The organism is Alteromonas sp. AWJ4_197 (assembly GCF_056160285.1).
This window is the reverse complement of the sequence record NZ_JBSWWW010000002.1, coordinates 350,731-365,566: the sequence shown is the minus strand read 5'-3', so window position 1 is coordinate 365,566 and position 14,836 is coordinate 350,731. Positions and strand designations below refer to the sequence as shown.

The following is a 14,836-nucleotide window of genomic DNA, read 5'->3' as shown; positions in this document are numbered from 1 at the left end:
TTATGAACAAATTGCTGGCATCACAACATGTTGTCGTGGCTGGTCTGGGAATGACCGGTCAGTCTGTTGTGCGCTTTTTAACAGAAACCGGTGCGTCGGTGAAAGTCTGGGATACCAGACCGGACGCCAGAGTACCTGACAATATCACTGTTCCTGTCACCGCCGGTGAAGTGCCGCCGGGATACTGGGAAAATGTTGATACCCTCGTGCTCAGTCCGGGGATTTCGCCGTCCCATCCGTCGGTGAAAAGTGCTGCGCTGTCCGGTGTGGAAGTCATTGGTGATATCGAGCTGTTTGCCCGATTGTCGCGCACGCCGGCTTTCGGCATTACCGGTTCAAACGGAAAAACCACCGTCACGCTTCTGCTTACACATATTCTTAATCAGGCCGGACTGAAGGCCTGTGCTGCCGGCAATGTTGGCCGTCCGGTACTGGACACCATTAGTGAAGGATTTGATTATATGGTGCTGGAGTTGTCCAGCTTCCAGCTTGAAACCACATCATCTTTAAATTTACTCGCCGCCACGATTCTGAACGTGAGTGATGACCACCTTGACCGGCATGGCACCATGGCAGCATATGCAAACGCTAAGCAGCGTATTTTTGCGCATTGTCAGCATGCTGTTATCTGGCAGGGACATCCGGAAACCATTCCTCAGTCTCACGTTGCTGAAACGACACTCTACCAGGCCAGCGAAAGTAAAACCGGCTTCGGCTTTGTCAATCAAGCGATTACCTGGCAGGGCAAAGCTGTTTTGCCTATGAGTGAAGTAAAGCTGGTAGGTACACACAACGTGCTGAATATTCAGGCCGCACTGGCAATGGCGCTTGTTGCCGGCGTGAGTATTGAAACCGCCTGCAACGGAGTAAAGACCTTTGAGCCGGCTCCCCACCGCTGTGTGGAAATCGCCAATACACAAGGCGTACGCTGGATAGACGACTCTAAAGCGACAAATGCCGGCGCCACGCTGGCGGCTCTCGAAGGACTGGGCCGGGATAAAACCGGAAAACTGATTTTAATTGCCGGCGGAGATGGCAAAGGGGCTGATTTGTCCGTACTCAGGGAACCCTTGCTGCAGTATGTGGATTTGGTGCTTACCATCGGAAAAGATGGCAGACAAATCAGCGACCTGATCCCGGGGGCACATTATTTACCCGATTTACCTTCTGCGGTTCAACTTGCAGCTCAACAGGCTGAGCCCGGCGATATGGTGCTGTTGTCTCCGGCCTGTGCCAGTATCGATATGTTTGATAATTACGCTCACCGGGCACGGGTTTTTGCTGAAGCGGTTCACGGAGTATCCGGTAAATGAGTACAGCAGCGTCTGAGCAAACAGGCACAAAATTATCTGAGATTTTTTCTCAGCGTCACGGTGCGGCAAAATCCGCGTCACCTTATGATGCCGGTCTGATTCTGGTGGCACTGGCGCTGGCAACACTGGGGCTGGTAATAGTGACCTCCGCTTCCATGCCCGTGGCTGATCGTTTGTACGGTAATCCCTTTTATTTTTCCATCCGTCACGGCATTTATCTTCTTGTCGCCATTTTGTCTGCCGGTGTGGTGCTGCAGGTGCCCATGAGTTTCTGGCGTGTGATCAATCCCTGGTTATTGCTGGCTGCCATTGTGATGCTGCTGGCGGTGCTGGTGATGGGGCGTTCTATTAACGGTAGTACCCGCTGGATTGTAATAGGGCCGCTGACCTTACAACCGGCGGAACCTGCCAAGCTGTTCTTCTTTACTTATCTGGCCGGTTATCTGGTGCGCCGTTATGAAGAAGTGACAGAAAATATCAAAGGCTTTATTAAGCCGCTGGTGGTGTTCTTTGTACTCGCCTGCTTACTGCTGCTGCAGCCGGATTTCGGTACTGCGGTGGTAATGTTCACCACCACAATGGGACTGTTATTTCTGGTGGGCGCAAGGCTCTGGCAGTTCTTTGCCATTGTGTTTGTTGGCTTACTGGCCATCGTGTTCCTGATCGTTTTTGAAGAATACCGCATGCGGCGGGTCACGTCTTTCCTTGATCCCTGGGCCGATCCCTTTGGCAGCGGTTATCAGCTTACTCAGTCGTTAATGGCCTATGGCCGGGGCAGCTGGTTCGGACAGGGGCTGGGCAACAGCTACCAGAAGCTGGAGTTTCTGACTCAGGCTCACTCCGATTTCATTATGGCAATTCTGGCCGAAGAACTGGGCTTCACCGGTGTGCTGATTGTGCTGGGACTCATTCTTTTCCTCGTTGTCCGGGCTCTGAAAATCGGCAATCACGCACTGGCTAAGCAACGGCCTTTCGAAGGATATCTGGCTTACAGCATCGGGATCTGGCTGAGCTTCCAGACTGCCGTAAACGTTGGTGCCAGTGCCGGCATTCTGCCCACGAAAGGTTTAACACTGCCACTTATCAGTTATGGCGGTACCAGCCTGATTGTGATGATGGTGTCGGTGGCCATGTTGCTGCGGATAGATTTTGAATTGCGGGTCGACGGTGTTCAGGCTATCGGCCGGAAAGATAAACGTAAGAAGAAGCCGGCTCCGGTTTCCTCAGCTGCTGAAGACGGTGAACAACCGGAACAAAAGAGTAAAGAAGATATCAGAGCCATGTTAGAAGAAGTAGAAAAGGGGGCGTTGAATGACTAAGCGCTGTCTTATCATGGCTGGCGGTACCGGCGGACACGTGTTTCCCGGACTTGCCGTTGCACATGCGCTGAAAGCCGACGGCTGGGATGTACACTGGCTCGGCACCGCAGAAAGGATGGAAGCGCAGGTTGTGCCTGAAAACGGATTCCCCATCCATTTTATCCACGTGAAAGGGTTACGGGGTAAAGGGTTATCAGCCAGAGCCAGCGGATTTATGGCGCTGATGAAGGGCATGGCAGAAGCCGGAAAACTGATTTCCTCACTCAAGCCTGATGTGGTCATCGGCTTTGGCGGTTATGCCAGCGGACCGGGTGGTGTTGCTGCGTGGTTACGGGGAATTCCTTTAATCGTGCATGAGCAGAATGCGGCCGCAGGTATGACGAACCGTATGCTGGGTAAACTGGCAAAGCGCATTTTACTGGGCTTCGATAATGCCAGAGGCGGGTTTGGCAGTGCAGCAAGCAAATGCATGACGGTGGGTAATCCGGTGCGCCGGGATATTGTGGCAATCGCGCCGAAAAAAGAAACCCATTCGCCGTTGCGTATGCTGGTGATTGGTGGCAGCCTGGGCGCTAAAGCGCTCAATGAGGCTGTGCCTGCTGTATGCAAGAATCTCTATGGGTTAACTATCCGTCACCAGGCCGGGAAAGGTAATGCAGAAGTGGTTCGAAGTGCTTATGCCAGTGGCAGTGTGGATGTGCAGGTCAGTGAATTTATTAAAGATATGGCGGCAGCCTATGACTGGGCTGACTTTATCGTTTGCCGTGCCGGCGCACTGACTGTAGCTGAAGTGGCAGCGGCGGGTTTACCGGCGGTGTTTGTGCCACTGCCTCATGCTGTTGATGATCATCAGACAAAGAATGCCCTGTCTCTGGTAGAGGCCGGGGCTGCGGTGTTATTACCGCAAACAGAATTACAAAGCGGGCTGGGCAAAGTGCTGGAAAACTGGCTGCGTCATCCCCAATCCTGTCTGGCCGCTGGCAGAAAAGCCCGTCAGGCAGCGATAACCAATGCAACACAGCGGGTCGCAGAACAGTGTGCCCTGCTGACAGGAGACAAAGCGTAATGGTAGGTGAAAAACCATTCCAAAACCCGCAGATGCGTAAAGTGAAGCGCATTTTCTTCATCGGTATCGGTGGCGCGGGCATGGGCGGTATTGCAGAAGTACTACTAAACGAAGGCTATGATATCGCCGGCTCAGATATACAGGCCGGTGCGATGACAGCACGGCTGGAAGAGCTGGGTGCTGAAATCTTTATTGGCCATCATGAAGACAATGTTACAGCGTCTGATGTGGTGGTGGTCTCCAGCGCGATCAACGAGTCAAATCCGGAAATCCGCTATGCCCGTGAACATCGCATTCCTATTATCCGCCGGGCCGAAATGCTGGCTGAACTTATGCGTTTCCGTCATGGTATTGCCATTGCGGGTACACACGGAAAAACTACCACGACCAGCCTGATTTCCACTATTTTTGCCGAAGCCGGCTGGGATCCCACATTTGTTATCGGTGGTCTGCTTAACAGTGCGGGCACAAACGCACGTTTGGGTAAGAGCCGCTATCTGATTGCTGAAGCAGACGAAAGCGATGCGTCGTTTCTGCATCTTCAGCCTATGGTGTCCGTGGTGACCAATATTGAGCCGGACCACATGGGTACCTATGAAGGTGATTTCAACAAAATGAAAGACACCTATCTGGAGTTTCTGCATAACCTGCCATTCTACGGACAGGCCATTTTGTGTGGTGATGATGAAGTGATCCGTTCTCTGCGGCCGAAAATTGGCCGCAACATCCTTACTTACGGTATTGAGCCGGGTAACGATGTGCGCGCAGAAAATATTGAACTCAGGTTCGGTCAGGCGCAGTTTGACGTGATCCGTCCTGACAGGCCGGTACTGAATGTCACGCTGAATCTCACCGGCATGCATAATGTGCTCAATGCCCTTGCTGCCATTGCTGTCGCCACAGATGAAGGGGTCGGTGACGACGCTATCGTGACGGCACTGAAATCCTTTGGCGGTATCGGACGACGGTTTGAAGTACTGGGTGAGTTTACGACCAGCAAAGGCGATGTGTGTCTGGTTGATGATTACGGCCATCATCCGACTGAAGTCAGGGCAACCATCGCGGCGGCCCGCACTAACTGGCCGGATAAGCGGCTGGTCATGGTGTATCAGCCACACCGTTACACACGTACCCGCGACTTATATGAAGATTTTGTTGAAGTGCTCTCACAAGTGGATGTGCTGTTATTGCTGGATGTGTATGCAGCCAGTGAACAGCCCATTGAAGGTGCTGACAGTAAAGCACTCTGCCGGTCCATCCGTTTAAGAGGTCAGGTGGAACCTGTTTACGTGGGTGAACCGGATTCTCTGGCAGAAATTCTTGCCAGTGTGATGCAGGAAAACGACGTGATCATGACTCAGGGAGCCGGTAATATCGGCCAGATTGCTAAAAAACTGGCAAAATCTGAATTGGAACCAAAAAAATTTCAACGTGAGTGGCAGTGATGGCTGAACAGGTAAATCCACAAAAATTTGGTCGTGTAGCAGTAATGTTTGGTGGTGATTCTGCTGAGCGTGCAGTATCGCTGAACTCGGGGAAAGCGGTACTGAATGCCCTCCTGAGGCAGGGCGTAGATGCCTTCGCATTTGACCCTGCTGAGCGTCAACTCACTGAATTGATTGATGAAAAAGCTGATCGTGTGTTAATCATGTTGCACGGACGTGGTGGCGAAGACGGTGCGATGCAGGGCGCATTACAGCACCTGAAAATCCCCTATACCGGCAGTGGCGTGCTGGGGTCTGCGCTGGCGATGGATAAGATCCATACCAAACAAATCTGGCAATGTCTTGGTTTATCTACCGCAAAATATCAAATTGCTGACAAAAGTGACTTTGAAGCTGGATCATGCGGGGCTATAATGATGGAATTGGGGAATGAAGTCATGGTCAAACCAGCCCGCGAAGGTTCCAGTATCGGGATGGCGAGAGTGACAAGCGCTAAACAACTAGAAACTGCCGTTCAGGACGCCTTTCAATATGATAATCAGGTCCTGTTAGAGCAGTACATCGATGGCCCCGAGTTCACTGTCTCTGTTTTGCAGGGCAGGGCATTGCCGTCGATCCGCATGTCTACCCCCCATACTTTTTACGATTACGCGGCCAAGTATCAGGACGATACAACCGTGTATCAATGCCCCGGTGGTTTGTCGGAAGACAAAGAAGCTGAACTGGCAGCATTGTCGCTTCGTGCGTTCAATGCATTGTCTTGCAGCGGCTGGGGCCGCATTGACGTAATGCAGGCTGCTGACGGCACGTTTTACTTGCTTGAAGCGAATACCGTACCCGGCATGACTGAAAAAAGTCTGGTGCCGAAAGCGGCGAAAGTGGCCGGTTTGAGTTTTGATGAACTGACGCTGGAAATTCTGGCGACCAGTCTCTCATCAGACTAAACGGAGCTTGTATGACAAAGGCGAAGCACAAGAAGATTCAATTCTGGTCCGGCGTGGCATTTCTGCTCGCGGTCATTAGTGCTCTGATTGTGGGCGGCATTAAAATTCAGGATTACCTGCAGGATGCCCAGAGGGCACCGGTACAGGTGGTGGATTTTTCCGGTGAGTTCAGCCATGTGGATGTAACCAGGCTGGAGCGCCTGATCCGCAAGTCACAACCGGGAAGTTTTTTCTCGCTGGACGTCAATGAAGTTTACAAGCTGGTGGAAGCCCAGCCATGGATTTATCGCGCATCGGTACGTAAGCAATGGCCAAATACGTTAAAGATTTATCTGGTCGAGCAAAAGCCGGTGGCGCAGTGGAACGATGACTTTTTGCTGAATCCCTACGGGGATACCTTCAGCGCCAGTGTGGACGACATGACGCTGCCCAGACTTTTCGGGCCGGGCGGCAGTGAAAAAACCGCGCTGGAGGGCTACAACGCTATGCAGTCATTGTTGGCTACCACTGCCATGCCTATCGCAGAGCTGACGTTAAGCGAGCGGTTTGCCTGGCAGATTCAGCTGGCCAATGGCATTGAGCTGAATCTGGGCAGACAGGAATTTATAGATCGGTTGCAACGGTTCATCGATGTGTATCCGTTGCTGGCGAAGCAACCTAAAGCGGTGAAGTATGTGGATTTACGCTACGACACCGGGCTGGCAGTCGGCTGGCAGGATGCACAAGACGAAAAAAGTTAATGAGAGAGTTTAGGAATACCATGTCAAAACCTGCTGAACGCAACCTGATTGTCGGACTGGATATCGGTACCAGCCAGGTGAAAGCCGTTGTCGGCGAATTACTGGCCGATGACCAGATCAGCATTGTTGGTGTAGGCACGCATGCTGCGCAGGGTATGGATAAAGGTGGCGTAAACGATCTCAACCTGGTAGTGAAATCTGTACAACGTGCAGTCAGTGAAATGGAGTTGATGGCCGATTGTCAGGTTTCATCCGTATTCATGTCCATTTCCGGCCGTCATGTGAAGTGCCAGAACGAAAGTGGCATGGTACCGATCAACAACCAGGAAGTGACACAGGAAGACGTGGATAACGTGATTCATGCAGCGCGCTCGGTGCCTATTGCGTCAGAACGCCGCCTGCTTCATGTGCTGCCGCAGGAATTTACGATTGATGTGCAGGAAGGGATTAAAAATCCCGTTGGCATGTCCGGCGTCCGTATGGAAGCTGAAGCCCATATCATCACCTGTGCCGATGATATGGCAAAAAATCTGGTGAAGTGTATCGAGCGTTGTGATTTGAGCTCAGATCAGCTTATTTTCTCTGCTCTGGCATCCAGTTACGCTGTATTAACTGATGACGAACGTGAATTAGGCGTTTGTGTGGTGGATATCGGTGGTGGCACCATGGATATCGTTATTTACACCGACGGCGCAATTCGTCACACTGCTGTGATCCCTGTGGCGGGGAACCAGATAACCAGTGATATTGCCAAGATTTTCCGCACTCCTATCAGTAATGCGGAAGAGATCAAGGTGAATTATGCTTGTGCGCTGAAAGACATGGTCAGCATGGAAGAGAATATCGAGGTGCCCAGTGTGGGCGGTCGTCCTGCCAGAGCCATGTCCAGACACACCCTGGCAGAGGTGATTGAACCTCGTTATCAGGAATTATTTGAGCTGGTGCATAAAGAGATCCGTGCCAGCGGTTTTGAAGAGCAAATTGCAGCAGGCCTGGTTCTGACCGGCGGTACCGCCAAGATGGAAGGGGCTGTTGAATTTGCGGAAGAAATCTTCCAGATGCCTGTGAGAGTGGGCAAACCAATAAATATGCGCGGGTTATCGGAATATACCGATGACGCAAGTTTTGCAACTGTGGTGGGCTTGCTCCACTACGGCAAAATGCAAAGTGATAATAAAAAATCCAGTAAGCAGAAGTCCGGCGAAAGTTTCTTTCAACGGGTGCAAAGCTGGTTTAAAGGTGAATTTTAATTTTATTTTGGGGGCGCTAAGACTACGGCATACGGTCGCACGGAGGCATCCGACCGGCGTAACTATGACCTGGCTTAGTGTTGTAAGACGTACCAATCCGGAGAGTAAGTATGTTTGAGTTAATGGATAGCCACGGCGAAGAAGCCGTAATCAAAGTTATCGGCGTCGGTGGTGGCGGCGGTAATGCTGTAGAACACATGGTGGCACAGAATATTGAAGGCGTAGAGTTCATCGCGGTGAACACTGACGCTCAGGTATTGCGCAGCTCTAGCGCAGATGTGACACTGCAAATCGGTTCATCGCTGACGAAAGGTCTCGGTGCCGGAGCTGATCCGAATATCGGCCGTGAAGCCGCTCAGGAAGATCGCGAAACCATCCGTCAGGCTTTAGACGGCGCTGACATGGTGTTTATCACTGCCGGTATGGGCGGTGGTACAGGTACAGGTGCTGCGCCTGAAGTTGCCAGAATTGCCCGCGAAATGGGCATTCTGACGGTTGCTGTAGTGACCAAGCCTTTCCCGTTTGAAGGCAAAAAGCGTACTGCTTTTGCTGAACAGGGTATCGTTGAGTTAGCGAAAAACGTTGATTCACTGATCACCATTCCAAACGAAAAGCTGCTTAAAGTGATGGGCCCGGGCACGCCACTTCTGCAAGCTTTCAGCGAAGCCAACAACGTACTTAATGGTGCGGTACAGGGCATTGCTGAACTGATTACCCGTCCTGGTCTGATCAACGTTGACTTCGCCGACGTAAAAACCGTGATGTCTGAAATGGGTACTGCGATGATGGGTAACGGTGTTGCATCCGGTGCAGACCGTGCTGAAGAAGCTGCTGAAGCCGCTATCGCCTGTCCGCTGCTGGAAGACATCGATCTGTCCGGTGCACGGGGTATTCTGGTGAATATCACTGCCGGCCCTGATTTCTCCATCGACGAGTTCGAAACTGTGGGTAACGCCGTTAAAGCGTTTGCATCTGAAAATGCTACCGTGGTTGTGGGTACGGTTATCGATATGGAAATGGCCGACGAACTGCGTGTAACGGTTGTTGCAACCGGTATCGGCGCAGAGCGTAAGCCTGACATTTCACTGGTAAGTTCTGAAGGTTCCCGTTTATCCGGTGCAGCCCGCGAGTTCGGTACTTCAAGTACCAGCGAAGCCCGCGCTGTAGGCTCTACCGATGGTAACCAGGCACTGAAAGTAGAAAGTGAAGCACAGCCGAACAACGATTTAGAATATCTGGATATTCCGGCATTCTTGCGTAAACAGGCAGACTAAGCTGTTCATTTCGGGGAATTTTTCTCCGGAATTGTTGTCAATGTATAAGAAGTTGGTGTTTAACCAAGGTCAAGTGTGACAGAAATTTGACAAAATAAACTTTTGTCTATATAATACGCGACCGCTTTTTGAACAGGTAAAAGCAACGAAATGATTAGACAACGTACAATCAAACAATCGGTACAAGAGACCGGTATTGGTTTACACAAAGGGGAAAAGGTCACCATGACTCTCCGGCCTGCGCCTGCGAACACAGGAATTGTGTTCCGACGCATTGACCTGGAACCCTATGTGGATATCCATGCGCGTGCAAACGCGGTGGGTAACACCATGCTGTGTACGTGTGTAAACAATGAAGATGGTGTCAGTATCCACACTGTGGAACACCTTGCTTCAGCGTTAGCTGGTCTGGGCATTGACAACATTATTGTTGAAGTAGACAGCAACGAACTGCCGATTATGGATGGCAGCGCCAGCCCGTTCGTTTTCTTACTGCAATCTGCAGGTATTGAAGAGCTGAATGCGCCTAAGCGTTTTATCCGTATCACGAAGACAGTTCGGGTTGAAGACGGAGACAAGTGGGCCGAGTTACGTCCTTACGATGGTTTCCGCGTGGATTTCCGTATCGATTTCGATCATCCTGTGATTAGTCAGACTAATCAGCATATGGTGATGGATTTTGACAGTTGTTCGTATGTAAAAGAAGTCAGCCGTGCCCGGACATTCGGTTTCATGCGCGACCTTGAGTACATGAACGCGAACAATCTGGCACTGGGTGGCAGCATGGAAAATGCTGTTGCTCTGGACGAGTTCCGTATTCTGAACCCTGAAGGTTTGCGTTATGATGACGAATTCCTGAAGCATAAGGTTCTGGACGCAGTGGGCGACCTTTATATGGGTGGCCACAGCATCATTGGTGAACTGGCAGCCTATAAAACCGGTCATGGTCTTAACAACAAACTGTTGAATGCTGTGCTGGAGCAGAAAGATTGCTGGGAATATATCACTTATGAAAACCAGGATGAGATGCCCATCCGGTATGCAGAGCCCGTCATAGCATAAAAAAATCTTGTTTGAAAACCGCCTTTTACAGGCGGTTTTTTTGTACCTGATGTAAATTTTTAATACCAAAACTGTCCAAAAGATTAATCACTTCAAAGGGAAGTGAACTATCCTTAGTGGTAAACTCTCCACATAAACAGGCAACGATCTGTTGTACGCGCAATTCATGTTTTTACTTTCGGGGAATGAACACTGCCTATGAGCACTCAGGGTTGTCCCGCTAATCTTTCAACGCATCAATGCCGGATTGAGCCGGTATTTGTCCGCTGCCTGCCAGCTTTACTGTTATTTTATGCATTGGTGCTCCTGTTTCTTTTCCCTGCGGACGTAATTGCAGCTCCCGTCGCTAAAGAAGCGCCGGCGACAATTCCTTACAGTCAGTATCATCAGCGTATCTGGGATACCCGTAACAATATGCCTCAGGTCTCTGCCATCAGTATTGCAGAAGACAATACCGGTTTTATATGGGTAGCCACAGAGGGAGGACTGGCCAGGTTTGATGGCAACCGGTTCCGTATTTTTGATGGCAGAACATCTCCGCTGTTTTCCGATCCTATCCTGCGAAAAGTCTTTGTGACACCGGATGACAGGTTGTTTGTCGGTACATCAAATCACTTGCTCAAAATGGAAGACGGGCAAATAGAAGAAGTACTGTTTGACGGGAAGTCTCTGGGAGCAATTAACGATATTATCTGGTTTAACGGATATCTTTACGCTGCCGGAGACGGTCTTTTCCGGGTTTCAGCAAGTGGTGAACATGTAAACCGCATAGCAGGGGAAGCCGGGCATATCCGAACCCTCGCCACAGATCAACATCGCCTCTGGATTGGCTCAAGTACCGGACTGAGTTATCTGGACGGGCAACACATCAGCCAGTCAGTGCCCGCAAGCGGGCTGCCATCCGGCGCGCACATTATTCACCTTGCGCAGTATCGCGAGCAGCTTCTGGTGGGGACATCTGAAGGTCTTTTCATTGCCAGCGACAGTGGCAAACTCAGGGCGTATGAAACCACGTCCGGCGTAATTAACGATCCTATTGAGATGTTATTTGCTGACAGTAAGGGCAACCTCTGGATAGGCGGTAAGCAACGTCTTCTTCAACTTACCGGCCATACTCTGGTAGAAGAAGTTAACGAAATTAAAGGCAGAACGTCTCCCTGGTTTGTGTCTGCCTTCGAAGACAGAGCGGGCAACCTGTGGTTTGGAAGCCGCACTCACGGTCTGCAGCGTTTGCGCTATGACGGAACAGCCAGTCTGGGTAAAAAGGCCGGACTTGATGAACCCTATGTCTGGACTTTTGGCAATCAGAGGGACGGGATCCTTGCCGGTACGAATGCCGGGCTCTATCTGCTGAAAAATCATCAATTCACGCCTTTAATACAGGATGCCAGGTTGCCTAATCATGTGGTCTATTCAATATTAACGTCCACAGACAATTCGCTATGGCTGGGAACACGCAGTGGTCTTGTGAATCTTGATGAAAACTACCAGGTGTTACAGCGGTTCCCGCAACTTGATGGCATGCAAATTAACGGCATTGAAGAGTTTCCTGGCGGCGATGTGCTGGTAGCCTCTACAGGCGGATTGTTTCGCTGGGATCAGGAAACGCTGCAAAAAGTTTCGTTTAGTAACGGTGAAGAGATTGGTAATACCCGCTTTGTGTTTGCAGACAACAATGGCGATATCTGGGCGGGCACCACCGGCGGCCTTATTCACCTGAACGGGAATGGTGAGCGGATACCTGTCAATGATGACATTCTCAACACAGTGTCAATTGCCTATATCGGACAACTCAAAGACGGCCGTATGCTGATCGGGACTTTTCAGTCCGGCTTTGCGGTTCAGCAGCAGTCTGGCTGGTACTGGCCGGATGAACGTCAGCTACCGGCATCCGGCGTGATGTTTATGGCTGAACAAGACGACAATCTGGTCATTTCCAGCCTGAAAGGTGTGTATCAGATAAGTAAGTATTCACTTGAAGCCGGAGCGCCGGTGGAGGTGTCTATGCTTGTGGACGATTATGGCCCGGAGTCCGACACTGACGGGATCCGCTGCTGTAACGGCGCGGGAAATGCGAAAGGTCTTGTTGACGGCAATATACTTTATCTGCCCACACTCAACGGAGTGGCAACCATTGATTTAACTCTGAGTGCGATTAACCGCAGAGGACTGGTGCCGGTAGTCGATGAAATCATTGTGCAGGGTGAATCCGTGACAAAGTCGGGGGCTTTACTCCCTGAGGGGGAGCGGAATCTTCAGATCAATTACACCAGCCCCCGATTTTACCGTAACAGTGCACTGGAATTCCGTTACCGCCTCAACGGATATGACCGTGACTGGATCAACGCCGGAAACAGGCGGGAAGCGTTTTACACGAATTTACCCCCAGGTGATTACACATTTGAAGTGGAAGCCCGTCTGAAAGAGTGGAATGCCTGGGGAGAGCCTGCCTTTTTCCGTTTTTCCATGCCGCCGTTCTGGTACGAACAACAATGGATGCGACTGGTATTTGTGTTGCTCGCTGTCCTTGCTTTCTGGGCGGTATACCACATCAGAACCCGCCGGCTGGAGCGCGCCAGACTGCAACTGGAGGCAATGGTAACTGCGCGAACCGCGGAGCTTGATAAAGCAAACAAGCAGCTGGCTGAAGCCAACGAACAATTGCAGCAGGCAAGCCTGACCGACTCCCTGACCCGGCTTAACAACCGCCGCTATCTCGATACCTTTATCGATAAAATCCTTGCGAAGGCTGCCCGCCAGCAACGGGGGGTATTTTGTATCATTCTCGATATCGATAATTTCAAAGTCCTGAACGACGAATTAGGCCATGCTGTCGGAGACGATATTCTGGTTAAATTTGCGGATATTTTACGCAGGGAAGTGCGCAGTGCCGATCATGTTATTCGCTGGGGCGGCGAAGAGTTTCTGATTGTGCTGGATGCAGGCATTTCCGTAAGTGAATTTATCGGACGCCTGATGTGTTCCATGGAGCTGACACGCTGGCCTCATCAACAACGGCTCAGCGCGCCGCCTACCTGTTCCGTTGGCGTGTGTTATCACCCGCCCGGCGGGGAGGCCGGCTGGACGTGGTCACATACCCTTATCCTGGCTGATAAAGCAATGTACATGGTGAAGCGCTGCGGGAAAGAGGGCTGGCTTCAGTTACAACCGCAGCAACCTGTGGCAGAAGATTTACCGGAAAAAGTCATTAAACAGAAGCCGGAGATGCTGGTTAACAGTAACCGTTTCCACATGGAAGGTTCACCGCATATTCTCGCGGCGTTGAGTAACCTGAAGAATAATATTTTTCCGTTACGGGAAAGAAAGTAGCCATCCTCCGTGTATTTTGTCGTCAATTCTGCTTACCTTGTCTTACGGGGTATGAAAAAAACGCACTGAGTATCTGATTGTGGTTTGTTCATTTGCATTAACAGCGGTAAACTAGTCCGGATTTTATTAAGAGTGCCCGATGAAACTAACGATAACCTTTATTGGTAAGCAGAAGCGATACAGGAAAAGCATCAGTGTGAGAACACTGGTGAGTTTTACCGTACTCTCGTCGTTATTCATGTTAGTTTCCAGCCGTTCCACTGATTCCGTTTCCGAAGATATTGCCAGAATTAAGCTTGCTCAGGCCGCTAATGAAGCCGGAGGTGCAGAAGTTGATGCACTTGCCGCCAGCACACGTCAGCAATTACAAATTCTGGCAGAGCGTCTCGCTGAAATGGATGCGACGGTGTCGCAACTTGATGAAAAAGGCAAATTAATTGCCGCTGAATTTGGGATGAAGGCAGAAGATTTAGACGCCTTTGACCCCGGCACTTCGCCAAAAAACGTGGATAATGAACCCCTGATGGAACAAATCGCCGCTTTACAGCAGACTGTGTCTGCGAAAAAACAGCAGCTGGCGATGCTTGAAAGTCTTGTCCGGGGGCATCATATCCATGAACAGAGTCAATTATCTGGCCGGCCAATAGCGTCGGGATGGTTGTCTTCTTATTACGGCATGCGCGCAGATCCTTTTACCGGCAATCCAGCAATGCACAAAGGGCTGGATTTTGCGGGTAAATCTGGTGATGACGTTGTTTCCACTGCTGCAGGCATCGTGACCTGGGCAGGAGAACGTCACGGTTATGGCTTACTGATAGAAATCGATCATGGTGATGGAATGGTGACCCGGTACGGGCACAACCAGGCACTGTCGGTTGCTATCGGTGACGTTGTAACAAAAGGTCAGACTATCGCAGTGATGGGTAGTACCGGCCGCTCCACAGGTGCTCATGTTCACTACGAAGTAATAAGAAACGGGCAACAAATCGATCCTCTGCCGTACGTTACCAAAAGACGTTAAGCAGCAGCCAGAAAAGGTTTACTCCGGTAAACCAGCACAAACAGATAGGGTGACAACCATGCACATGATGTG

At 50.8% G+C, this 14,836-nt stretch carries 11 protein-coding genes; all 11 read left to right on the top strand.

What is annotated here, in order from left to right; translation table 11 throughout:
• Positions 1-2 precede the first annotated feature (2 nt).
• The 11 genes from murD (at position 3) to ACXAGC_RS04985 (ending at position 14,764) form a co-directional block, all read left to right on the top strand.
• Positions 3-1,313, top strand: coding sequence for a UDP-N-acetylmuramoyl-L-alanine--D-glutamate ligase (gene murD / locus ACXAGC_RS05035; protein ID WP_474842946.1), 1,311 nt, complete (start codon positions 3-5; stop codon positions 1,311-1,313).
• Positions 1,310-2,632, top strand: coding sequence for a cell division protein FtsW (gene ftsW, locus ACXAGC_RS05030; RefSeq protein WP_349588434.1), 1,323 nt, complete (start codon positions 1,310-1,312; stop codon positions 2,630-2,632). Before murD ends, ftsW begins: the two co-directional genes overlap by 4 nt.
• Positions 2,625-3,698 (top strand): undecaprenyldiphospho-muramoylpentapeptide beta-N-acetylglucosaminyltransferase, encoded by a 1,074-nt coding sequence (murG, locus tag ACXAGC_RS05025; protein WP_474842943.1) that lies wholly within the window; start codon positions 2,625-2,627, stop codon positions 3,696-3,698. The genes ftsW and murG overlap by 8 nt, the downstream gene beginning before the upstream one ends.
• Positions 3,698-5,143, top strand: a complete 1,446-nt coding sequence (murC, locus tag ACXAGC_RS05020) for a UDP-N-acetylmuramate--L-alanine ligase (protein WP_474842941.1) — start codon at positions 3,698-3,700, stop codon at positions 5,141-5,143. Before murG ends, murC begins: the two co-directional genes overlap by 1 nt.
• The gene (locus tag ACXAGC_RS05015) at positions 5,143-6,087 is read left to right on the top strand and encodes a D-alanine--D-alanine ligase (protein WP_474842939.1); all 945 of its coding nucleotides are present in this window, start codon (positions 5,143-5,145) and stop codon (positions 6,085-6,087) included. The genes murC and ACXAGC_RS05015 overlap by 1 nt, the downstream gene beginning before the upstream one ends.
• 11 nt (positions 6,088-6,098) lie before the next feature.
• A complete protein-coding gene (locus ACXAGC_RS05010; protein ID WP_474842937.1) occupies positions 6,099-6,827 on the top strand; it encodes a cell division protein FtsQ/DivIB in 729 nt (242 codons plus the stop codon).
• Positions 6,828-6,847: 20 nt separating this feature from the next.
• Complete coding sequence (gene ftsA / locus ACXAGC_RS05005; protein ID WP_119502184.1) at positions 6,848-8,077, top strand: cell division protein FtsA; 1,230 nt, start codon at positions 6,848-6,850, stop codon at positions 8,075-8,077.
• A 110-nt stretch (positions 8,078-8,187) separates the two neighbouring features.
• Positions 8,188-9,351: a cell division protein FtsZ gene (gene ftsZ / locus ACXAGC_RS05000; protein ID WP_119502183.1), complete on the top strand. Its 1,164-nt coding sequence runs from the start codon at positions 8,188-8,190 to the stop codon at positions 9,349-9,351.
• A 150-nt stretch (positions 9,352-9,501) separates the two neighbouring features.
• Entirely contained in the window at positions 9,502-10,413 is a 912-nt protein-coding gene (gene lpxC, locus ACXAGC_RS04995) for a UDP-3-O-acyl-N-acetylglucosamine deacetylase (RefSeq protein ID WP_474842934.1), read from the top strand.
• A 198-nt stretch (positions 10,414-10,611) separates the two neighbouring features.
• A complete protein-coding gene (locus tag ACXAGC_RS04990) occupies positions 10,612-13,743 on the top strand; it encodes a diguanylate cyclase (RefSeq protein WP_474842932.1) in 3,132 nt (1,043 codons plus the stop codon).
• 139 nt (positions 13,744-13,882) lie between these two features.
• Positions 13,883-14,764, top strand: coding sequence for a M23 family metallopeptidase (locus ACXAGC_RS04985; protein WP_474842930.1), 882 nt, complete (start codon positions 13,883-13,885; stop codon positions 14,762-14,764).
• Positions 14,765-14,836: the final 72 nt, after the last annotated feature.

Excerpts from the sequence above, each read along its gene's own strand:
- ACXAGC_RS04990 (WP_474842932.1), top strand. The coding sequence starts at position 10,612 with ATGAGCACTCAGGGTTGTCCCGCTAATCTTTCAACGCATCAATGCCGG.
- murG (WP_474842943.1), top strand. The coding sequence starts at position 2,625 with ATGACTAAGCGCTGTCTTATCATGGCTGGCGGTACCGGCGGACACGTG.
- ftsA (WP_119502184.1), top strand. The coding sequence starts at position 6,848 with ATGTCAAAACCTGCTGAACGCAACCTGATTGTCGGACTGGATATCGGT.
- murD (WP_474842946.1), top strand. The coding sequence starts at position 3 with ATGAACAAATTGCTGGCATCACAACATGTTGTCGTGGCTGGTCTGGGA.
- ftsZ (WP_119502183.1), top strand. The coding sequence starts at position 8,188 with ATGTTTGAGTTAATGGATAGCCACGGCGAAGAAGCCGTAATCAAAGTT.
- ftsW (WP_349588434.1), top strand. The coding sequence starts at position 1,310 with ATGAGTACAGCAGCGTCTGAGCAAACAGGCACAAAATTATCTGAGATT.
- lpxC (WP_474842934.1), top strand. The coding sequence starts at position 9,502 with ATGATTAGACAACGTACAATCAAACAATCGGTACAAGAGACCGGTATT.
- murC (WP_474842941.1), top strand. The coding sequence starts at position 3,698 with ATGGTAGGTGAAAAACCATTCCAAAACCCGCAGATGCGTAAAGTGAAG.
- ACXAGC_RS04985 (WP_474842930.1), top strand. The coding sequence starts at position 13,883 with ATGAAACTAACGATAACCTTTATTGGTAAGCAGAAGCGATACAGGAAA.
- ACXAGC_RS05010 (WP_474842937.1), top strand. The coding sequence starts at position 6,099 with ATGACAAAGGCGAAGCACAAGAAGATTCAATTCTGGTCCGGCGTGGCA.
- ACXAGC_RS05015 (WP_474842939.1), top strand. The coding sequence starts at position 5,143 with ATGGCTGAACAGGTAAATCCACAAAAATTTGGTCGTGTAGCAGTAATG.